16 protein-coding genes are annotated in these 20,598 nt (G+C 65.7%); 10 read left to right on the forward strand and 6 right to left on the reverse strand.

Translation table 11 applies throughout. From position 1 onward, the window contains the following. Nucleotides 1-4 precede the first annotated feature (4 nt). Nucleotides 5-1,015, forward strand: a complete 1,011-nt coding sequence (locus H5P29_RS02850; protein ID WP_067955265.1) for an SIS domain-containing protein — start codon at nucleotides 5-7, stop codon at nucleotides 1,013-1,015. Continuing rightward, nucleotides 1,012-2,169: an N-acetylglucosamine-6-phosphate deacetylase gene (nagA, locus tag H5P29_RS02855; protein WP_154385896.1), complete on the forward strand. Its 1,158-nt coding sequence runs from the start codon at nucleotides 1,012-1,014 to the stop codon at nucleotides 2,167-2,169. Before H5P29_RS02850 ends, nagA begins: the two co-directional genes overlap by 4 nt. Nucleotides 2,170-2,247: 78 nt before the next feature. Here the strand turns inward: nagA and rpe are convergent, their stop codons facing one another. The 4 genes from rpe to H5P29_RS02875 form a co-directional block, all read right to left on the reverse strand. After that, nucleotides 2,248-2,922: a ribulose-phosphate 3-epimerase gene (gene rpe, locus H5P29_RS02860; protein ID WP_067955269.1), complete on the reverse strand. Its 675-nt coding sequence runs from the start codon at nucleotides 2,920-2,922 to the stop codon at nucleotides 2,248-2,250. Nucleotides 2,923-3,169: 247 nt separating this feature from the next. After that, nucleotides 3,170-6,448: an EB domain-containing protein gene (locus H5P29_RS02865; protein WP_067955271.1), complete on the reverse strand. Its 3,279-nt coding sequence runs from the start codon at nucleotides 6,446-6,448 to the stop codon at nucleotides 3,170-3,172. A gap of 11 nt (nucleotides 6,449-6,459) precedes the next feature. Next, nucleotides 6,460-8,445, reverse strand: a complete 1,986-nt coding sequence (locus H5P29_RS02870; RefSeq protein WP_371818602.1) for a hypothetical protein — start codon at nucleotides 8,443-8,445, stop codon at nucleotides 6,460-6,462. A 345-nt stretch (nucleotides 8,446-8,790) separates the two neighbouring features. Then, on the reverse strand, nucleotides 8,791-9,630 hold the full coding sequence (locus tag H5P29_RS02875) for a DMT family transporter (protein WP_246787015.1): 840 nt from the start codon (nucleotides 9,628-9,630) through the stop codon (nucleotides 8,791-8,793). Nucleotides 9,631-9,841: 211 nt separating this feature from the next. Between H5P29_RS02875 and H5P29_RS02880 the strand changes: the two genes are divergently transcribed. From H5P29_RS02880 to H5P29_RS02915, 8 genes are all read left to right on the forward strand, one after another. Beyond that, entirely contained in the window at nucleotides 9,842-10,867 is a 1,026-nt protein-coding gene (locus H5P29_RS02880; protein ID WP_067965821.1) for an ABC transporter substrate-binding protein, read from the forward strand. A gap of 82 nt (nucleotides 10,868-10,949) precedes the next feature. Further along, the gene (locus H5P29_RS02885) at nucleotides 10,950-12,449 is read left to right on the forward strand and encodes a sugar ABC transporter ATP-binding protein (RefSeq protein WP_067955297.1); all 1,500 of its coding nucleotides are present in this window, start codon (nucleotides 10,950-10,952) and stop codon (nucleotides 12,447-12,449) included. After that, nucleotides 12,449-13,435, forward strand: a complete 987-nt coding sequence (locus H5P29_RS02890; RefSeq protein WP_067955300.1) for an ABC transporter permease — start codon at nucleotides 12,449-12,451, stop codon at nucleotides 13,433-13,435. The genes H5P29_RS02885 and H5P29_RS02890 overlap by 1 nt, the downstream gene beginning before the upstream one ends. Then, entirely contained in the window at nucleotides 13,432-14,421 is a 990-nt protein-coding gene (locus H5P29_RS02895) for an ABC transporter permease (RefSeq protein WP_154385894.1), read from the forward strand. The genes H5P29_RS02890 and H5P29_RS02895 overlap by 4 nt, the downstream gene beginning before the upstream one ends. Next, entirely contained in the window at nucleotides 14,418-15,434 is a 1,017-nt protein-coding gene (locus H5P29_RS02900; RefSeq protein WP_067955304.1) for a LacI family DNA-binding transcriptional regulator, read from the forward strand. The genes H5P29_RS02895 and H5P29_RS02900 overlap by 4 nt, the downstream gene beginning before the upstream one ends. 21 nt (nucleotides 15,435-15,455) lie before the next feature. After that, nucleotides 15,456-16,700 (forward strand): Gfo/Idh/MocA family protein, encoded by a 1,245-nt coding sequence (locus H5P29_RS02905; RefSeq protein WP_067955306.1) that lies wholly within the window; start codon nucleotides 15,456-15,458, stop codon nucleotides 16,698-16,700. A 60-nt stretch (nucleotides 16,701-16,760) separates the two neighbouring features. Further along, on the forward strand, nucleotides 16,761-17,666 hold the full coding sequence (locus tag H5P29_RS02910; RefSeq protein WP_154385893.1) for a carbohydrate kinase family protein: 906 nt from the start codon (nucleotides 16,761-16,763) through the stop codon (nucleotides 17,664-17,666). 214 nt (nucleotides 17,667-17,880) lie between these two features. Continuing rightward, complete coding sequence (locus H5P29_RS02915; protein WP_067955308.1) at nucleotides 17,881-18,756, forward strand: DUF2189 domain-containing protein; 876 nt, start codon at nucleotides 17,881-17,883, stop codon at nucleotides 18,754-18,756. 115 nt (nucleotides 18,757-18,871) lie between these two features. Here the strand turns inward: H5P29_RS02915 and H5P29_RS02920 are convergent, their stop codons facing one another. Together H5P29_RS02920 and H5P29_RS02925 are read right to left on the reverse strand one after the other, a co-directional pair. Beyond that, nucleotides 18,872-20,161, reverse strand: a complete 1,290-nt coding sequence (locus H5P29_RS02920; protein WP_067955310.1) for an RNA polymerase sigma factor — start codon at nucleotides 20,159-20,161, stop codon at nucleotides 18,872-18,874. Then, nucleotides 20,158-20,532: a YciI family protein gene (locus H5P29_RS02925; RefSeq protein WP_067955311.1), complete on the reverse strand. Its 375-nt coding sequence runs from the start codon at nucleotides 20,530-20,532 to the stop codon at nucleotides 20,158-20,160. The genes H5P29_RS02920 and H5P29_RS02925 overlap by 4 nt, the downstream gene beginning before the upstream one ends. Nucleotides 20,533-20,598: the final 66 nt, after the last annotated feature.

Here is a 20,598-nt window from a genome sequence, read left to right on the forward strand (position 1 = left end):
CCATATGCGGCGCGAAATCGCCGAAATCCCAGAAGCGACCGCCCGCCTGCTGGAAGGCTCGGCCAAGGAACTGGCGGAGACCGGCCTGCACCTGAAGCGCGCCAATCCCCGTTTCGTCACGACGGTCGCCCGTGGCTCCTCCGACCACGCCGCCTCCTTCCTCAAATATGCGATCGAGCTCAATGCCGGCCTGCCGGTGGCATCCATCGGCCCGTCGATCTCGTCGATCTATGGCGCCAGGCTGAAGCTCGCCGACTCGGCCTGTCTCGCCATTTCGCAGTCGGGCAAGAGCCCCGATATCGTCGCCATGGCCGAGGGTGCCCGATCAGGCGGCGCGCTGACGATCGCGCTGACCAACACCGCCGGCTCGCCGCTGGCCGAAGCGTCCGAGCACGCCATCGACATTCGCGCCGGTGTCGAGAAGAGCGTCGCTGCCACCAAGACCTTCGTCAACTCGGCTGTTGCGGGCCTTGCCGTGCTCGCCCACTGGACCGGCGACGACAAGCTGCTCGCCGCGCTGAACGCGCTGCCGGAGCACTTCGCCAAGGCTGTCGACTGCGACTGGATGGGCATTGCCGGCGAGCTGACCGAAGGCAATTCGCTGTTCATCCTCGGCCGCGGTCCGTCCTTTGCCATCGCCAACGAGGCGGCGCTGAAGTTCAAGGAAACCTGCGCCATGCACGCCGAGTCCTACAGCGCGGCGGAAGTGATGCACGGCCCTCTGGCGCTGGTGCACCCCGGTTTCCCGGTGCTGGCGCTGGCTGCCCGCGACGCCTCCGAGCCGTCGATAGCGGACGCCGCCGACGGCCTCGCCGAGCGTGGTGCAGCGATCCACATCACTTCGTCTCTGGCCAAGAAGGCCAAGGTGCTGGAGCATGTCGCCACCGGCCATCCGCTCACCGATCCGCTGATGCTGATCGCCTCGTTCTACGGTTTCGTCGAGGCCTTCGCCCGCCATCGCGGCCTCAATCCCGACACTCCGCCCAACCTGCGCAAAGTGACCGAAACGATATGAGCGACCGTCTTGCCATTGCAGCCGGGCGCATCTTCGACGGTGACGCCTGGCACCAGGACACCGCGCTGCTGATCGCGGACGGCGTCATCGAGGGCATCGTCGCGCGCCGCGACATTCCCGCGGGCGTGCAGGTCACGGAGGCGGGCGCAATGCTCGTCCCCGGCTTCATCGATCTGCAGGTCAATGGCGGCGGCGGGCTGATGCTCAATGACAAGCCCGACGTCGACACGCTCGAAATCGTCTGCAAAGCGCAGATGGCCTTCGGCACGACGGCGGTGCTGCCGACGCTGATCACCGACACGCGCGAGATCACCCGCTCGACGATCGCCGCCGGCGTGGAAGCCGCGAAGCGGAAAGTGCCGGGCTTCCTCGGCCTGCACCTCGAAGGTCCACATCTGTCGCTCGCCCGCAAGGGCGCGCACGACCCGCAACTGATCCGCCCGATGGATGCCGAAGACGAGGCAGCGCTGATTGCCGCGCGGCCGTCGATGCCGGTGCTTTTGACGACGATTGCGCCTGAATCGGTCAAGGCCGAGCAGGTCAAGCTGCTGTCGGATGCCGGCATCGTCATCAGCCTCGGCCACACCGACACCAGCTACCGCACCGCCAAGGACTATGCCGAGGCGGGCGCTTCGATGGCGACACATCTGTTCAACGCCATGAGCCAGATCGGCAACCGCGAGCCCGGGCTCGTCGGCGCTGCCGTCAACATTCCGACGCTTTCGGCCGGCCTGATCGCCGACGGCATCCATGTCGACCCGGCGGCAATGCACATTGCGCTCAAGGCCAAGAACGGCCCTGCCCGCATCTTCCTCGTCAGCGACGCCATGGCGACCATCGGCACCGACCTCACGTCGTTCCAGCTTAACGGCCGGACGATCAAGCGCGAAAACGGCCGCCTGACGCTGGAAAACGGCACGCTTGCGGGTGCCGATCTCGACATGATTTCGGCGGTGCGCTTCATGCACGAGAAGATGGGCTATTCCCTCGAAGAAGCCATCCGCATGGCCTCGCTCTACCCGGCCGAAGCGGTCAAGCAGGAGCATCGCCTCGGACGACTCGCCAAGGGCTATGCGGCGAACGCCGTGCAGCTGACCGACGAGCTCGACGTGTCGGGAACGTGGATCGACGGCAAGAAGGTGTTTGAGGCTTAGCCAGCGGGCCGGGAAGCTCCCTCTCTCCGTCACGGCTTCGAAGCCGTGACGGAGAGAGGGAGCCTTTCCCCCCAAGTCTCAGATCACAGCCTTGTCGGCAGCAGCCCGGATCGCCTCGATGTTTGCCGCATAGGCCGAGGGTCCGCCCTTGAACACGGCATTGCCGGCGACGAGCACATTGGCGCCTGCGGCGGTGACCAGCGGTGCGGTTTCGGGCGTGACGCCGCCGTCGATTTCGATGTCGATCGGACGGTTGCCGATCATCGCCTTGACGCGCTTGACCTTATCGATCACCGCCGGGATGAAGGCCTGGCCGCCGAAACCCGGGTTGACCGTCATCAGCAACACCAGGTCGAGGCGGTCGAGCACGTATTCGATCACCGATTCCGGCGTCGACGGGTTGAGCGAGACGCCGGCCTTCTTGCCGAGATTGCGGATGGTCTGCAGCGAGCGGTCGAGATGCGGGCCGGCCTCGGCGTGAACCGTGATGATGTCGCAGCCGGCATCGGCAAAGGCCGCGAGATACGGGTCGGCGGGCTGGATCATCAGATGGCAGTCGAACACCTTGTCGGTGCGGTTGCGGATCGCCTTGATAACAGGCGGGCCGAAGGTGATGTTGGGGACGAAATGTCCGTCCATGACGTCGAGATGGATCCAGTCGGCGCCGGCGGCGACGATCGCCTCGACCTCATCGCCGAGCTTGGAGAAATCGGACGACAGCACCGACGGCGCGATCAGGGTCTTGTTGCTCACGTTCAGGCCTTTCGAAAGGGGCAGAGCCGGTTTTCCGGACTGCCTAATGGCAGCGGCCGCCCTTGTCGAGCCGAGAATCCCGCCACATCGCAGCCAAGAGCAATTCCGGGGAGATGTGCGGCGGTTTTCCGACCGTAGTTGCGGAAAAGAAGCCAAGCAGGCCGCCACTCAAAGAATGGTGCCCCTCAGGCCTGAAAAGCAGACCCCCGCCGGCCAAGGCCGGCGGGGGTCCATGCGTTCGCTCCGATCACTGCGGAATGATCTTGTTGTTGCTGGGCCGTTGAGGCTGCTGCTGCCTCTGCGGGATCAGGCCGCGCAACACATCCGGGTTGATCGGCATGATCTCGAGCGTCGGACGTTGGCGCGGGCGGCAGTTCGGATACTGGCCGACCGTGCCGCGCGGGCATTCACGCTCGATTGTCATGCACTGGCCGTTGACCAGCACCTCGCCGCGGCGGCAGACGGTGTCCCGACGATCAGGCACGCAGCGGCCACGCACCAGCGACGTGCCATCGGGGCACTGCGCCGTCGGTGCCTTGCGGCACGCGCCCCTGATCAGCTCGGTACCGCGCGGGCAGATGCAGCGCCCGTCCTTGGTCCGGATCTGGCCAGGCAGCAGCGTGCACTGACGTACCGGCGGCACATCCCTGACGCAGCGGCCGTTCTTCAGCTCGGTGCCGCGCGGGCAGATGCAACGTCCGTCCTGCGTCCGGATCTGGCCCGGAAGCAGCGTGCACTGGCGCACCGGAGGCACATCCTTGACGCAGCGGCCGTTCTTGAGCTCGGTGCCACGCGGGCAGATGCAGCTTCCGTCCTGTGTCCGGATCTGGCCGGGCAGCAGCTTGCACTGCCGTTCCGGCGGCTGCTCCGGCCGCACGCATTTGCCATTCGACAGTTCCGTGCCGCGCGGGCAGATGCAGCGTCCGTCTTCGGTGCGGATCTGGCCCGGCAACAGGCGGCATTGCGGTTTGACCGGCGGAACCGGCGTCACCGTGCCGCCATCGGGCACGCACTGGCCATTGCGGAAGTTCGTCCCCTCCGGGCAAACGCAGCGGCCTGCCTGGTTGAGCACGAAGCCTTCCGAGCACTGCTGCTTTTCTTCATGGTGGATCAGGAAGCGGTGGCAGGCATAGGGGCTGCCGCCAAGGCCGCCCGGAACTGCCGTGCCACCGGCCATATCGAGCCCGCGAACCGGCGTGTCGGGCGGAAGCACGGCAACGCAGTTCTGGGCCGGCGCCGGCCGCGGGAAGTTGGCAAGGCGACCATCGTCCGGGATTACCACCGTCACCCTGTGGAAACGGCTTTCGCCGGCGCCGAGGCTGACGTTGGCGACACAGGACAGCGGCAGCGTCGTCGGTTCCGGCGAGCAGCCGAAGGGCGGTTCGATCGAGCTGATAGCAACGCCGTCCAGCCGGCCGAGCCCGTCCACGCCGATCGCATCGCCGATGCGGACCGAGCCATTGAAGGGACCGGTGCCGCTGTTGGTGATGGTGATCTCGAACGTGCAGGGCTGGCCGGTCCGGCACAGCCGATCGCCGGTCTTCTGGACGCTCAGCTTCGGGCGCCCCGGATGCGGGATGCGCATCTCGGCACAGGCCTTGTTGTTGGCCAGCACCGTTTCATCAGGGATCGCCTGCACTTCACCGCAGTTGCGGATCGTGTCGGACTGGTAGTCCGCCGGCACGATGGCAACCACGGAGAGCGGCACAGACGCGCCCGGCACCAGCGCCACGCCGGGATGATCGCAGCGGAACTGACCGGGGCCGGCCGGACCGCAGGCCCAGGGCGGGGTTGGTCCGAAGGTCGAGGACGCCGGCGCTCCCGTGGGATAGTCGTCGATCACGGTCAGCGGGCCGACATAGTTTTGGGTGCCGTTGTTGTAGACACGGATCAGGAAGCTGCAGACACCGGCGGCGCTGCAGGACACCGAACGTGGGTCCTTGGTGATGCGCAGGTCGACCTTCTTCTCGACAGGCGGACGGCAATCGGGATCGCCGCGCTTGCAGATCGGAATGGTGGCGCAGGCCTTGTCGTTGTCGGTACGGCCAAACGCCTCGGGCTTGCCGCTCGCCGTGTAGTCGTACTCGGCGCAGTTGCGGATGAAGCGTGCCTCCCAGCCTGGTCCGGGCTTGAAGCCGATCTTGAGTTCGACAAACTCGCCGGGATCGAGTGTGGTCGCGGGATGCTCGCAGCTCATCGGGCTGGTTGCCGGCAGACAGGTCCAGGGCGGATTGGGCCCGGAATCTATCGTCGCATTGCCTGGCAAGGTCACTTCGTCGAGCACGATCTTGCCGTTGTAAGGGCCGTCGCCGACATTGGTAACGCGGATGGTGAAGTTGCAGCCGCCAAGATAGGTGCAGCGGGCAACGTCGGCACGCTTCTCGACCTTGATGTCGGGCTGCTTTTCGGGCGGGCACCTGAGGTCGGGCGGAATGACGATATCGACGGTCTGGGTGCAGCACAGGCCGACACCTTCTTCCGGACCGGCATAGGTCTCGATGCCGGTGACGATCAGATGCACGACATCACCTGGGCCGGCACCTTCGATCTTCCAGTGCAGCACGCCGCCACCAGGCGGAACGAGCTGCAGCGGCGGATCGATGGTGATGCCGGGCGTGGTGGTGCGAAGCTGCACCCAGCGGCCGGCCATCTCGGGTCCGACAGGCATGTTGTAGATGTAGGCGCCGCCGCCGGGCACGCAATCGACATCGCCGCGTTCGACTTTGAAGCACGGCCCGTCACCGCCAGGAGGCGGGGGCGGAGGCGGCTCGCAGTCGGTGACGTCGATGCGGATAGAGGTCTTTTCGCCGGTACGGAAGTCGCCGTCGTCGGGCTTGGACGGATCGTGCGAGGGGATTTCTATCGAGCCGGGGCCTGCCGAAAGCTTGACGAAGCCCTGATTGTCGACGACCGCGGGCGCCGGGAAGGCGGCGTGGTCGATCAGAGCCGTGATGCGGATGTCGATGTAGCGCTCGTTGGGTGCACCGACGCCGTCGAGATCGGTCGCCGACAGGCGGAAGTCGGAAATCGTGGCCGTATCGTTGGGGTTGGTCGTGGTGCCGATGGTCGCTGCCGGCAATGGACCGCCGACGGCATCGGTGCCGTCACCTGATGCCTGGACGTCGACGATCGTCAACCCTGCGGCGACCTGGTCGCGGAAGTCCATCCGCAACGCCTTGAGGCCGTTGGCGAAGGCCGGATCAAAGAATTTCTCCGGATTGCCGCGGGCGCCGAAACGCAGGTTGTAGATGACATAGTCGCAATTGCGCTGGACGCCCTTCTTGGTGAAGAACGGCACGACGTCGTCGTGGCCGGGATGCGGTACGGCATGGTCGAGCCTCAATTCAGGCACGACCTCGGGCAGCGGTTGGGCTGCTGCCGGCGACAAGGGCATGGCGGCGAGCGCGATCCCTGCTGCCACCAGCCAGCGCGCGCCGCGCCTGGCAAAGGACAGGGGTTTCATGATCGTCTCCATGACGGTTGGGTTGCTCTGCGTGGCGAGCGGGGCGGAGGTGTGAAGTGTCATCTCTCCCTCCCTCACGGTTCGCAGCTTGCGGCGGGCGTTGCCAGCGGCACCACCACCTTGCAGCAAGGGTAATAGCCACCCTTGTCGGCGTCGGACTGCTTGTAGAAGCACAGGCCGACATTGACCGTGTCGCCGGGGAAGTGCCCCGTCACCCCGATGGTGAACGGCGCGCCCGGAGCCTTGGTCTGCTGAAGCGGTGTGACGCCAACGCCCGGCGTCCTGGAATCGGCCTTGACGGAATCGCCGCCGATGCCTGCAACGTCACGGACATAGAGATCGGCCTCGAGCCCGGCCGGGGTGCAGAAATACTCGACCGCCTCGACGTCGAGGCAAGGCGGGATGTTGCCCGGCGGCGGGAAATCCGGCGGCCACAGCGGCGTCGGGTAATCGCCCGGATAGGGCAGCTGCTCGTAATAGCCGGCGCGGCCTTCGCAAGGACGCCAGATCTCGACGTCGCCGACATGGCCTTCGACCTCGGGGTCTTCATAGAAGCTGTCGAAGTCGACGAACCACGATCCGAAGGGCGGAACGTTGGCCGGCTTCACAAGCGAGGTCGAGGTGATCTGCACGCCATGGACGGCGAACGGGCCGCCCGCGGCGAGCTGCTCGGCCAGGGCCGGATTGTCCCTCAGCTTGTCGCCCGTCTTGACGATGGTGTCGGTGCAGGCGTTGGGGTTGAGGAAGCCCTGCGCGTCATAGCCATATTGCAGGTCGATGCCGCCGGCCGACTGGCGATTGCCCTCGGGGAAACCGACGGCATATTCCTGCGGCACCGGCACCCAGATGCTTTCGGTCGCCGGATCGTCGGGGCTTTCGCGCCAGTAGCGGATGACCTCGCCATCGCCGGTGTCGGCGAACTGGCTGTAGTCGTAGCGGTTTTCGATCTCGCCGCGCTGGGCCAGATACATGAAGCCCTTGTTGTCGAAGGCGATGTCGGTGACCGGAAGGTCCTTGTCGGCCGTAACCGTCAGCTCCCAGCGCGGATCGCCGGCGAATTTGCCGTCGCGGGCGATACCGACCGACCAGATCTCGGCCTTGTCACCGACCGCGTAGTAGACGCGGCCGCCATAAAAGGCTGTGCCCCAGACCCGACGTTCGTCCTGGGTGTAGCCCCAGGTGCCTGCGTCCTCGCTGTCGAAGGCGGCACCTTCGATATCCATCACCGCGCCGTCGTCGGCCGTCGGCGCCAGTCCGCGCACCGGACGCCCCTCAACACCGTGGTCGAAGGTGTCGACCGCGGCGCCCGTTGCGTCGATGCGGTGGATCAGGCCGGTGTCGAGATCGGAGGCGAAGAACTGGCGATGAACCTTGTCGAAGGTGACGTCGCCAATGCCGGGACCGCTGTTTGTGTCGATGTCGGCGAATTTGCTGACGGCACCCGAAATGCCGTCGATGCGCCAGATGGTGCCGGGTCCGCCGCCATTCTCCTCGCCGAACTGGCCGGCCATGAAAGTGGCGCCGGCCTTGCCGCGACGCTCGCGCTCGGGCCGACCGTCGGCGTCGGCGTCGGGCGTGACGATGCGAATGCCGTGCAGCGAGGTCGCGCCCGCGTAGAGGTCGGGTACGCCTGACGGGGTACCGTTGCGGACGCCATCGTCAAAGGTCAGGGCGAAGACCTGGCCGATCTGGCTGGCCAGGACCTCGAAGGGCTGCGGCGTGTTGACGAGTTGGCCGGAGGGTGGTCCGCCAAGTGCCGTGACGTCGAAAACGCGCAAGGTCGCGCGCTCGGTGTCGATGAAGGTTTCGTCGACCGGATCGACGCCGGGTGGCAGCCCTTCCTCGAACCCAGGGATCACGGTGCCGGAAAAGCCGGTCACCGCCATCGATCCGGGATTGATGATCTGCGTTTCCTGGGCCTGTGCGGGTGGCGCCAGCCACAGGCCGGCGGCAAGCGCCAGGGCGGCCATGCCGGCATTGAGCGCCAGTGCCCTCAGGCGGAGGCTGGACGGTTCGGCAGGTCGCGCGAGCGCGCCGGAACCACCACGAAAGCACGGCATGGCACCTCTCCCGAGTTGGGTGGAAGAAGGTGCTGGCGCGCAAGCAAGTGCAAAGCGCTGATACCCGGCACTTTCCTCCCTTGCAGTCCTTAGAATGTCCCTCGGCGCGACGATACGCCGGGGCTTACCTTGGGTCAATGGAACAAGCCCGAAGCCCAACGCGTCCACCCTCTCCCTGAGGCGGTGGTCGCGCCGTGCTCCGGGTGCTCGCGGTGACCCGCAACACCTGGTGTCTGTGGTCATTGGCTTCTTTCCTTTGCTGACGCCGCATCATGCGGGGCCTGCGCATGGGTCGCGGCCGAGCAGGGAAAGGTTCACGCCGGATTGGACCGGGGTCGACGTTTTTCAGCCTGGACGGCGTGACGTGATCGCCAGCGCGACACCTGACAGGATGCAGATGCTGGCAAGCACCAGGCGCGCCGACAGAACCTCGGACAGGAATACCGTGGCGCCCGCCGCCGCAATGACCGGGACCGTCAGCTGGACGACGGCGGCCTGGGTCGGCGTGAGCCCGGGCAAGGCGCGGTACCAGATCGCATAGCCCAATCCGGAAGCAACGACGCCTGAGGCGGCGGCGAGGTAGACGCCGCGCGCGGTCACACCGGCGCCGAAGGTGGGCAGCAGGGCGAGTGGGATGCAGATCAAGGCGGCGCGCAGGAAATTGCCGGCGGTATCGCCAAGGGGGCTCGCCGAGCCACGGCCACGCAGCGAGTAGATGCCCCACGCAATGCCCGAAACCACCATCAGCACGCTGCCGATGGCATCAGGAGCGTTGAGGCCGGGCAGCACGAGATAGAGGAAAGCCGCAAAGGCAATGACCAACCCGGCAAGCTCGCGCAGGGTTGGCCGGGTTCGCCTGATAATGCCCCAAAAGATCATGGTGCCCTGGACGGACGCGAAAAGCACAAGCGCCCCCACCGCGGCGCCAAGGCGGAGATAGGCAAGCGAAAACGCCAAGGCATAAGCGAACAGGGCGACAGCCGACGGCCAGTTGCCGGGCGGGGCTCGAAAGATGCTGCGGCCGCGCTGCCAGGAGATCAGCAGCAGCAACGCCGCCGCGCCGGAGCACAGGCGAATCGCGGTGTAGGCAACCGCATCGATCGCGCCGCCGTCGAGAGCTGAACGCGCCAGCAGCGAGTTGGCCGCAAAAGCGATCATCGCCAGCACCGTCAGCAGAATGGTCACGGAACGGACCTCGTCTGTATTTGGCGACTGCATCGACGCCGCCGGATCCGCCATTGGACCAGCTGCGCGAACGTAACATGCCGGGAGCGACTGGTCGCGGTCGGCGTTTCGACATCACCCCGCCAGAATGCCGGAAAATCGCGATTGAAATCGATTACATTTTCAGCATATGATCCCTTGCAGTAGTTTTTCTGTGCATCGGGAGGAGTTCATGAGGAAATTTTCAGCACTGGCGCTCACCACCGTCGCGGCACTGGCCGTATCGGCGTTCTCGACCCAGGCGGCCGACTACAAGATCGGCCTGTCCAATGGTTGGGTCGGCTCGGAGTGGCGCACGCAGATGATCGAGGAAGCCCAGGCCGCAGCGGCTGCCTGGAAGGACAAGGGCGTCAATGTCGAGGTCGTGGTGCAGAGCGCCAATGTCGACGTGCCCGGCCAGATCGCGCATGTCCGCAACTTCATCAGCGAAGGCGTCAACGCCATCATCATCAACCCGAACAGCCCGACGGCGTTCGACCCGGTCTTCGCCCAGGCCAAGGAAGCCGGCATCCTGGTAATCTCGACCGACGCCGAAGTGTCGTCGCCTGACGCCACCTATGTCGGCATCGACCAGAAGGCATGGGGTGCGGCCGGCGCCAAGTGGCTCGCCGAAACGCTCGGCGGCAAGGGCAATGTCGTTGCGATCAACGGCGTCGCCGGCCACCCGGCCAACGAGATGCGCGTCGCCGGCTACAAGGAAGTGTTCGGCCAGTATCCCGACATCAAGATCGTCAACGAAGTCAACGCCAACTGGGATCAGGCCCAGGGCCAGCAGGCGATGCAGAACCTGCTCGCCACCTACCCCGACATCAACGGCGTCTGGGTGCAGGACGGCATGGCGGCGGGCGCCTGGAAGTCGATCATCGATGCCAAGAAGGAATCGTCGATCGCCGCCACCGGCGAGATCCGCAAGGACTTCATCGACATCTGGACCAAGGACAAGCTCAACTCGGGCGCCTCGGTGAACCCGCCCGGCGTCATGGCCTCGGCACTCAACGTCGCCGTGCTGATGCTGCAGGGCAAGGAACTGAAGGAGCCGGCAACGGCTGGCCAGTACAAGAACGCCATGTACCTGCCGATCCCGTTCATCGACAGCAAGAACCTCGCTGACGCTGCGAAGGCGGTAGACGGCAAGCCGGGCTACTATTCCTACACCAGCCAGCTTTCCATCGAAGACGCCGAAAAGCTCTTCAAGTAAGCTTCCTCCCAAGACGGGGGACGCGGCACCTGAACACAGGCCCGCGTCCCCGCGACCGACGAAGCACCGGGAAGCCACCACCATGTCGAAACTCATCATGCGCGGCGTAAGCAAGGCTTACGGCGCTACCTTGGCCTTGCGCCGCGGCGACCTAACGGTCGAGGCAGGCGAAGTGCATGTGCTGATCGGCTCGAACGGTTCGGGCAAGAGCACCTTGTGCAAGGTGCTGGCCGGCAGCGTGCGGCCGGACGGCGGCGAGATCCTGATCGACAACAAGCCGGTCACCATCACCGGCCCGCATTCCGCACGCGCATCAGGCATCGGCATCTTCTACCAGGAGCTCAGCCTGGCCGGACATCGGACAGTTGCAGAAAACATCTGCCTGCCCGACATGCCGGGCGGCATCTTCGTCGACCGCGCAGCCCTGGAGAGCCGGGCACAGCGTTACATCGCTTTGTTCGACACCGTTTCCGGCGAAGGCTTCTCGGCCGAGGCAGTGGTCGAGAACCTGCGCGCCGACCAGCGCCAATTGGTCGAGATCATGAAGGCGCTGGCGACCGAAGCACCCATCACCATCTTCGACGAACCGACATCGGCACTCGACCGGGCCCAGGTCGACCGCTTCTTCGACATCCTGCGCGACCTCAAGGCCGCGGGCCGCAGCATCATCTTCATCTCGCACCGCATGGATGAGATCTTCGCCATCGGTGACCGCGTCACCGTCATCCGCGACGGCGAGACGGTCGGCACCAAGAACATCGCCGACACCAATCCCGGCGAGGTCATCAGGCTGATGGTCGGCGGCCAGGACGAGCTGGCGCCCGGCGCCAGCGCACCGCCGGCCGAGGCCGCCGATCGCAAGGCACCGGTGCTGACGGTCTCCCGTTTCTTCGGCAAGGGTTTCGCCAATGTCGGCTTCGAGGTCGCCAAAGGTGAGATTCTTGGTTTCGGCGGCCTGCATGGCCAGGGCCAGTCGGCGGTGCTGCGCGCCATCTTCGGCGCCACTCCCTCGAATGGCGGCACGCTCACATTGGCGGGTTCGACTTTTACGCCATCTGACCCACGCGCGGCGATCCGACGCGGCCTCGCCTATGTCTCCGGCGACCGCAGCCGCGATGGCGTGATCCAGGGCCGGCCGATCCTCGAAAACGTCACGCCGATCCATTATCTCCGCCAGAAGCTGTTCCTCGCCCGACCCTCGGCATTGGCCGAGCGGGTCAAGCCGGCGCTCGAGGCGCTGCACACCAAATTTGCCGGGCTCGGCTACTCGATCAATTCGCTGTCGGGCGGCAACCAGCAGAAGATCGTCATCGCCCGTTGGCTGATCGACCGGCCCGACGTGCTGTTGCTCGATGATCCGACCAAGGGTATCGACCTGTCGGCTAAGGCAGATCTGTTCGCGCTGATCCGCCAGCTCGCCGCCGAGGGCATGGGCATCGTGCTCTATTCCTCGGAGGATGCCGAGCTGCTCAACAATGCCGACCGCATCCTCGTCTTCAACGGCGGTGCGGTGCGCCGCGAACTCACCGGCGCCGAGAGAACGCGCTACAATCTCTACCAGGCAGCTTACGAGGCCGCGTGATGACAGCCGCGTCCCTTCCCTCCAGCAAGCCGGGCGGATTGAAGCGCCTCGTCGAGCGCCATCCGTTCCTGCCGGCGCTGGTCATCGCCATCGTCTTGCTTGCGCTCAACGGCCTCTACCAGCCGCGCAGCGTAAGCTTTGCCGGCATCACCGGCCTGACCAAGACCTATCTGGCGCTGATGATGCTCGCCATCGCCCAGACCTATGTCGTCTATGCCGGCGACATCGACCTGTCGGCAGGCGCCATCGTCTCTTTGGTCAATGTCGTCATCGTGGTGACGATGGAGAAGCTGGGCGGCAGCGGCTTCTCGGTGGTTGCAGCGCTCGGCATCGGGCTCTTCGTTGGCCTCGCCTGTGGCATTATCAATGGCATCGTGGTTGCGGCGCTCCGGCTGCAGGCGATCGTCGCCACCTTCGCCACCTCGATCTTCTTCACCGGGCTGGCGCTCTACGTCATGCCGGTGGCCGGCACGCCGGCGCCCGCCGCCTTCTGGCGTACCTATGGCGGACGCTTCTTTGAGATTCCGTTTGTCTATTTCGCCGTGGCTCTGCTGGCGATCGTGCTCTACGTGCTTGCCCGCACAAGGCTCGCAACGCAGTTGCTCGCGGTCGGCGACGATGCGCAGGCTGCCTACCAGAGCGGCCTGCCGGTGACGAAGACCCGCGTCCAGGGCTACGCGCTCTGCGGCCTGTTTGCGGCGCTCGCCGCCTTCTGTATCACCGGCGACACGGCCAGCGGCGACCCACTTGTCGGCGGCAAGATGACCTTGTTCTCTGTGGCGGCGGTGGTGCTAGGCGGCAGCGCGCTGTCGGGCGGTTTCGGCACCGTCGTCGGCTCGATCATCGGTGCGCTGATCATCGGGCTGATCAACTCGCTGGTGTTCTTCGTCGGCACGCCGTCGGAATGGCAGAACCTGGTCCAGGGCCTCGCCATTCTCGTCGCCCTGATGGCGGGCATCCTTGTCGGACGGAGGGCACGCGCATGACCGCAGCAACCCAAACGCCAGCGGCAGCCCCCTCGCCGGTGCTGACCTTCCTCAAGCAGCCGCTTGTCGTGGCGCTGACCCTCATCGCCGCGCTCTTGCTGCTCGGCGAGGCGCTGTCGCCCGGCTTCGCCTCGGGTCAGCAGATCCTGCGCCTGCTCATCGTCGCCGCCCTGCTCGGCATCGTCGCCGCCGGCCAGAACCTGGTCATCCTTGGCGGCCGCGAAGGCATCGACCTGTCGGTCGGCGGCGTCGTCTCGCTCAGCGCCATCATCGGCGGCAATCTGATGAACGGTGCGGATAGCGGCATCCTGCCGGCGATCCTCGGCTGCATCGCCGCGGGTGCAGTGATCGGCCTGTTCAACGGCCTCGGCGTGACGCTGCTGCGCATCCCGCCGCTGGTCATGACGCTCGGCATGCTCGGCGTGCTGCAAGGTCTTCTCGTCGTCATCCGCAACGGCATCCCCTCGGGACGCGCCGCGCCCGGTCTGTCGCAGTTCGTCACCCAGCCTTTCCTCTTCGGCCTGCCCGGTATCATCTGGCTGTGGGTGGCGATCAGCCTGCTGATGGCCTTCATGCTCGGCCGCACCGTGTTCGGCCACCGTATCTACGCCATCGGCTCGAACGAGCAGGCGGCCTTCATGGCCGGCGTCCCGGTGAAGCGCACCCGCATCGCCCTGTTCATGCTGTCGGGCGCCTTCGCCGCGGTCGCCGGCATGTGCCTGATCGGCTATTCCGGCTCGTCCTTCGCCAATGTCGGCGAGCAGTACATGCTGCCTTCGATCATTGCGGTGGTGTTCGGCGGCACACCGCTGTCGGGCGGCAAGGGCGGCTACACGGGCACGATGGCGGGCGCCGTGCTGCTGGTCGTTCTCCAGAGCATCCTGACGACAGTGCATATCGATGAATCCGGGCGGCAGATGGTGTTCGGCGCGACCTTGCTGATCCTGATGCTCTTCTACGGCCGTGGCAGAGCGATGCGCGCATGAACGAGCGACCCAAGATCAAGGACATCGCCGAGCGGCTGGGCGTTTCCGCAGCCACCGTGTCGCGCGCGCTTTCCGACAGCGGCCTCGTCGCCGAGCCGACGCTGAGCCGCATTCGCGACATGGCGCGCGAGATGAATTACCGGCCCAATGTCAGCGCCCGCAACCTGCGCACGCAGAAGGCGATGGCGGTGCTGATGGTGGTACGCGACGTGGGCAACCCGTTCTACCTCGAGATCCTCAAGGGTGTCGAAGCGACCGCCCGCGCCGCCGGCTATTCGGTACTGATGGGCAACACCGAAAACGACTCCGACCGCGAAATCGAGTATTTCGACATGCTGCGCGACGGCCATGCCGACGGCATGATCCTGATGACCGGCAAGCTGCCCCGGCGCGAGGGTTTTGTCGCCTCGGTCGAAGGCGGCGCGCCGATCGTGGTGGCGCTGGAGGAAATCCAGGACGCCGCCTTCCCGCATGTGATGATCGACAACGCGGCGGCCGCCCGCAACGCCGTCGAGCATCTGATCGGCCTTGGCCACAGGCGCATTGCCCATGTCTCCGGCCCGGTGCCGGAGATCATGAGCGTCGACCGCCGCGACGGCTATCGCGCCGCAATGCAGGCCGCAGGCCTCGCCATCCCGGACGGCTACGAGCAGCGCGGCGACTATCTGCTGCACACCGGCCAGCGCCTGTGCCGGGCGCTGTTCGAACTGCCCGAGCCGCCAACGGCGATCTTCGTCGCCAACGACGAAATGGCCTTCGGCGTGATCCACGAATTGCGCAAGCTCGGCCTCGACGTGCCCGGCCAGGTCTCGGTCGTCGGCTTCGACGACCTGTTCCTGAGCGAAGCCTTCTATCCGCCGCTGACGACAGTCAGCCAGCCGCGCACCGACATCGGCCGCGCCGCCATGACCATGCTGCTCGACCTGCTGTCGGGCGGTGCCACGCCGCGCAAGCCGGTGATGCTGCCGACAACGCTCAAGGTCCGCGGCACCACGGCGCCGGCGCCGAAATGATTTCAGTCTAGGGGACCTCACATGACCGGATTGCCCAAACAGCGGCTGCGCGTCGGCTTCGTCGGAAGCGGCTTCATCGCGGAATTCCACCTCAAGGGCATGCTCGGCGTGCGCAATGTCGATGTCACCGGCGTGTTCAGCCGCAAGGCCGAGAACCGCGCCCGCTTCGCCAGCCGCGTTGCCGAACTCGGCTTGGGCGACTGCACCAGCCACGATAGCCTGGAATCGCTCGTCAACGCCGACAATGTCGACGCGATCTGGATCCTGTCGCCCAACTACACCCGCCTCGACGTGATGCGCACATTGCATGCCGAGGTGAAGGCCGGCCGCAGCAAGGTGATTGCGGTTGCCTGCGAAAAGCCGCTGGCGCGGACCATCGCCGAGGCGCGCGAGATGCTGCGCCTGGCTGAGGACGCCGGCCTCAATCACGGCTATCTTGAAAATCAGGTGTTCTGCACGCCGGTCATCCGCGGCAAGGACATTATCTGGCGCCGCGCCGCCTCGGCCACCGGTCGGCCCTATCTGGCACGCGCGGCCGAAGAGCATTCCGGTCCGCACGAGCCGTGGTTCTGGCAGGGCGACAAGCAGGGCGGCGGCGTGCTGTCCGACATGATGTGCCACAGTGTCGAGGTCGCCCGCCATCTGCTGACCAAGCCGGGTGCCCCGCGCAAGTCGCTGACCATCAAGCAGGTGAGCGGCACCGTCGCCAATCTCAAATGGACGCGACCCAACTATGCCGACCAGCTGCGCAAGCGCTTCGGCAGCGAGGTGGACTACCGCAACCGCCCGTCCGAAGATTTCGCCCGCGGCACCATCCTGCTCGAGGACGAGGACGGCAACGAGCTGGTGATCGAGGCGACGACCTCCTGGGCCTATGTCGGTGCCGGCCTGCGGATCCAGCTCGAACTGCTCGGGCCGGAATATGCGATGGAGTTCAACTCGCTCAACACCGGCCTCAAGATATTCATGTCGCGGGAGGTCAAGGGCGAAGAAGGCGAGGACCTTGTCGAGAAGCAGAATGCCGAACAGGGTCTGATGCCGGTGCTGGAAGACGAAGCGGGCGTCTATGGCTACACCGACGAGAACCGACACATGGTCGAGTGCTTCCGCAAGGGCGAGACGCCGATGGAAACCTTCCATGACGGGCTCGCCGTGGTCGAGATCCTGATGGGGCTCTACCGCTCGGCGGAGATTTCCGGTTCGGTCAGCTTCCCGGCTCCGGAACTCGAAAACTATGTCCCGGTCGTGGCCCGCATTGGTGCCTGACCAGACCATTCGGCGGCCGGGCCATGTGTGTGGCCGCTCTCTTGCATCACAGGCCATCCCATGACCGTTCCGCCGCTGCTGGTTCTCGGCAATGTCAATGTCGACCTCGTGCTCGGCGAGGTCGACGGCTGGCCTGCCGTCGGCACCGAAGTGATGGTCGACCGCTCGGAGATGCGGCCGGGCGGCTCGGCCGGCAACACCGCGCTGGCGCTGTCAGGCATGCAGGTCGCACACCGCATGATCGCCTCGGTCGGCAACGACTCGAACGGCGCGTGGCTGAGCGGCCAGTTCGACCAGCCATCGACCGAATGGATCGTCGAACCCTGCGAGACGACGCTCACCGTCGGCATCGTCCACAAGGGTGGCGACCGAGTGTTTTTCACCACGCCCGGACATTTGCAGCGCGCCAGCCTCGACGACCTTATTGAACGCCTGCCCGGGGCGCCAGGCGAAAACGCCTTCGCGTTGATCTCGGGCGGCTTCCTGATGCCCGCCATCGAGGCAGGCACCATCAAGCTTCTGGCGGCGCTTGCGGCCAGAGGCTGGCGCACGGCGATCGATCCGGGCTGGCCACCCGCCGGCTGGAGCGCGACCAACATGCAGCGTCTGGGCGAATGGATTGCCGCTGCCGACGTGTCGCTGATCAATGCCGAGGAAGCCAAGGGGCTTGCCGGCATGGACGATCTCGAAGGCGCGGCCGAGCTTCTGGCCGGGCGTATCGGCCCTTCGCATACGCTCGTCATCAAGGACGGAGCCGAAGGCGCGCATGCCTATGCCGACGGGGCACATTTCCACGCCGCATCGCCGAAGGTCCAGGTGATCGACACCGTCGGCGCCGGCGACACCTTCAACGCTGCCTTCCTCGCGGCGCTCGCCAAGGGCCGGACGCTTGCCGAAGCTCTGGCGCGCGGCACCGACATCGCCGCGCGGGCGATCTCGACCTTTCCGCGCCGCTATTGCAGCTGACGCCAGAACGCCTCCACGCACTCTGCCTGGACCGCTTCGGCGGCGGGCAAAGCCACCTTGTTCGATGACCTTTGCGTGAGCCATCAGCTGCACGGTCGCGCAGGGTCGTCAAATCTCTCGAAGCACGCTATGATTTGTCCAGGTGAAGGTCGCGGTTTGGCGTGACCACTCATGCCAAGCGCAGGCCGCGACCCACCCCAACGGAGGAGTGGTCATGGCAAGTTTCCATGTGTACGCAGGCGCCACCAATACGATCGAGCATCCCGCCATCCGGCGGATAACGGTCGCTGATGTGTTCGACGCGCTGCGACGTGGCTTGGACGACTTTTGGGACAAGCCGTCGCATTACGTTTTCCTGTGCCTGATCTACCCGATCGTCGGGGTGTTCCTGATCACATGGACGTCGGGCGGCAACGCCCTGCAGCTCATTTTCCCGCTGATGTCCGGCTTTGCCTTACTGGGTCCCTTCTTCGGCATCGGCCTCTACGAGATCAGCCGAAGGCGTGAGCAGGGCCTCGACACATCCTGGAGGCATGCCTTCGATGTCAGGCATTCGCCGGCCATCCCGGCAATGGTGGCCATCGGCATCATGCTGCTCGCGCTGTTCGTCGCCTGGCTTTTTGTCGCGCAGGCGCTCTACAGCTGGCTTTACGGAGCCGACGCCCCGCTGTCGATGGCAGCGTTCTTCAGCGATCTCTTCACCACCCAGCGCGGCTGGACGCTGATTCTCCTCGGCAATCTGATCGGCTTCCTGTTCGCCCTGGTCGTGCTCTGCACCACCGTCGTCGCCTTTCCGCTGCTGCTCGACGCCGATGTCGGTGCCTATGCCGCGATCGAGACGTCGGCACGGGCGGTGCGGGACAATCCAGTGCCAATGCTTCTGTGGGGCCTGATCGTCGCCGTCGCGCTGCTGATCGGGTCGCTGCCGTTCCTGGCTGGCCTCGCCGTCGTCATTCCGGTGCTCGGTCATGCGACCTGGCACCTCTATCGCAAGGTCGTGGACGTTCCGGCCGACAAGAAGACGCCGCTGCCTCCGTCTCCCGAGCAGGGGGAAGACAGGCACTTCCCGTACTGGCTGCGCGGGTCTTAGCCGAATCTGACGCAACCTTCTCCCCGTAACGGGGGAGAAGGTTGTCTGCTGTGATGGGCTGAGGGTGCTGGCGCGCGGCATCGACATCGCCGCGTGGATACTTGGACCCGCGCGACTAATGCAGCTGACGGCTTGGCGCCTTGGCCTTCGGCTTCGCTGCCGGCGACGGCACTGAGAGCCGATCGAGATGCATGCGGATGTGGGCGGCTTCAGCTGCGGTGTTGGCCAGTGCGATCGCCCTGTCGAAGGCTTCGCGCGCTTCGTCGGTGCGGCCGAGCTGCATCAGCAACCCACCCCTCACACCGAAGAAGTGGAAGTAGCCCGACAGCTTCGGCGCCAGCGGCTCGATCAGCTTCAGCGCCGCCTCAGGTCCGCGCAGCTTGGCAAAAGCAACCGCGCGATTGAGCGTGACGACTGGCGACGGCGTCATCGATTCCAGCACCGAATAAAGCAGGTCGATCTCGGCCCAGTCGGTATCCTCGGGCCGGGCGGCGCGGGCATGGAGTGCTGCGATCGCCGACTGGATCTGGTAGGGGCCGGGTCGACGGTGGCGCATCGCCTTGTCGATCAACGCCAGGCCTTCGTCGATCAGCGCCTTGTTCCACAGCGTGCGGTCCTGATCCTCCATCAGCACGAGCTCGCCCTCGGCATTGAAGCGGGCGGCAGCGCGGGCATGCTGGAGCAAAAGCAGCGCGGTCAGGCCCATCACCTCGGGCTCGGTCTGGAACAGGCGCAGCAACAGCCGCGCCAGCCTGATCGCTTCCTCGCACAGCGGCGCGCGGTTGGCGATCTCGGTGGCACCGGCGGAATAGCCTTCGTTGAAGACGAGATAGACCATGGCAAGTACGGCCGCGACGCGCTCCGAGCGCTCCGCCGGGCCAGGCGCCTCGAACGGCACGTCGGCATTGGCGATGCGCGCCTTGGCGCGGGTGATGCGTTGTTCCATGGCGCTTTCGCCGACGAGGAAGGCGCGGGCGATCTGCTTGACCGACAGGCCGGAAACGATGCGCAGGGCGAGCGCCACCTGCTGCGTCGCCGGCAGATCGGGATGGCAGCAGATGAACAGCAGGCGCAGGATGTCGTCGCGATAGTGCTGGCCGTCGAGCCGTTCGGCGATGTCGGCCTCGGCGTCCTCGAGGTCGGACACCAGCTCTTCGGCCGGCAGCGGCGCCTGCTTGCTCTGGCGGCGGGCAGCATCGATGCCGGAATTGCGGCCGACGAAGATCAGCCAGGCGGCCGGATCACGCGGCGGTCCCTTCTCCGGCCATGTGCGCAAGGCGCGCAGGCAGGCCTCCTGGAACGCTTCTTCCGCCGTGTCGAGGTTGCGGAAATAGCGAAGCAAGGCTGCCACGGCCTGCGGCCGGGCGGAAGAAAGTGCCGTGTTGATCCAGGCCGGGTCGGTCATGCTGCCTCTTTTCCGGGGAAAAATGCGCCTATCGGGCGCAGTTCGTAAGAGCCGCCGCCAGGATTGGCTTCCGCCAGGTCCTTGGCCACGGCCACGGCGTCGTCGAGCGTCTCGCAATCGACGACGTAGAAACCGAGGAACTGCTCCTTGGTTTCGGCAAAGGGCCCGTCGATGATCAATGGTTCGTCCTTGGTCTTGCGCAGGGTGGTGGCAGCCGTCGTCGGCATCAGCCGGGCCACCGGCCCCAGCCTGCCCTGGTCGCGCAGCTTGCCGGTGACCACCTGCAGGCGCGCCATCACCTCGTCGTCCTGCTCCTTGGACCAGGCGCAGACGACGTCTTCGTTGTTGTAGCAAAGGATGGCGTAGAGCATCTTTTCAGTTCCTTCATGACTAGGACGCGCGAGAATGTGCAATTCCGACAAGGCGTCGGCAACTTT

The sequence above is a fragment of the Aminobacter sp. MDW-2 genome, assembly GCF_014250155.1.
Lineage (GTDB): Bacteria > Pseudomonadota > Alphaproteobacteria > Rhizobiales > Rhizobiaceae > Aminobacter > Aminobacter ciceronei.

Excerpts from the sequence above, each read along its gene's own strand:
- H5P29_RS02850 (WP_067955265.1), top strand. The coding sequence starts at position 5 with ATGCGGCGCGAAATCGCCGAAATCCCAGAAGCGACCGCCCGCCTGCTG.
- nagA (WP_154385896.1), top strand. The coding sequence starts at position 1,012 with ATGAGCGACCGTCTTGCCATTGCAGCCGGGCGCATCTTCGACGGTGAC.
- H5P29_RS02865 (WP_067955271.1), bottom strand. The coding sequence starts at position 6,448 with ATGACACTTCACACCTCCGCCCCGCTCGCCACGCAGAGCAACCCAACC.
- H5P29_RS02870 (WP_371818602.1), bottom strand. The coding sequence starts at position 8,445 with ATGCCGTGCTTTCGTGGTGGTTCCGGCGCGCTCGCGCGACCTGCCGAA.
- H5P29_RS02880 (WP_067965821.1), top strand. The coding sequence starts at position 9,842 with ATGAGGAAATTTTCAGCACTGGCGCTCACCACCGTCGCGGCACTGGCC.
- H5P29_RS02885 (WP_067955297.1), top strand. The coding sequence starts at position 10,950 with ATGTCGAAACTCATCATGCGCGGCGTAAGCAAGGCTTACGGCGCTACC.
- H5P29_RS02890 (WP_067955300.1), top strand. The coding sequence starts at position 12,449 with ATGACAGCCGCGTCCCTTCCCTCCAGCAAGCCGGGCGGATTGAAGCGC.
- H5P29_RS02895 (WP_154385894.1), top strand. The coding sequence starts at position 13,432 with ATGACCGCAGCAACCCAAACGCCAGCGGCAGCCCCCTCGCCGGTGCTG.
- H5P29_RS02900 (WP_067955304.1), top strand. The coding sequence starts at position 14,418 with ATGAACGAGCGACCCAAGATCAAGGACATCGCCGAGCGGCTGGGCGTT.
- H5P29_RS02905 (WP_067955306.1), top strand. The coding sequence starts at position 15,456 with ATGACCGGATTGCCCAAACAGCGGCTGCGCGTCGGCTTCGTCGGAAGC.
- H5P29_RS02910 (WP_154385893.1), top strand. The coding sequence starts at position 16,761 with ATGACCGTTCCGCCGCTGCTGGTTCTCGGCAATGTCAATGTCGACCTC.
- H5P29_RS02915 (WP_067955308.1), top strand. The coding sequence starts at position 17,881 with ATGGCAAGTTTCCATGTGTACGCAGGCGCCACCAATACGATCGAGCAT.
- H5P29_RS02920 (WP_067955310.1), bottom strand. The coding sequence starts at position 20,161 with ATGACCGACCCGGCCTGGATCAACACGGCACTTTCTTCCGCCCGGCCG.
- H5P29_RS02925 (WP_067955311.1), bottom strand. The coding sequence starts at position 20,532 with ATGCTCTACGCCATCCTTTGCTACAACAACGAAGACGTCGTCTGCGCC.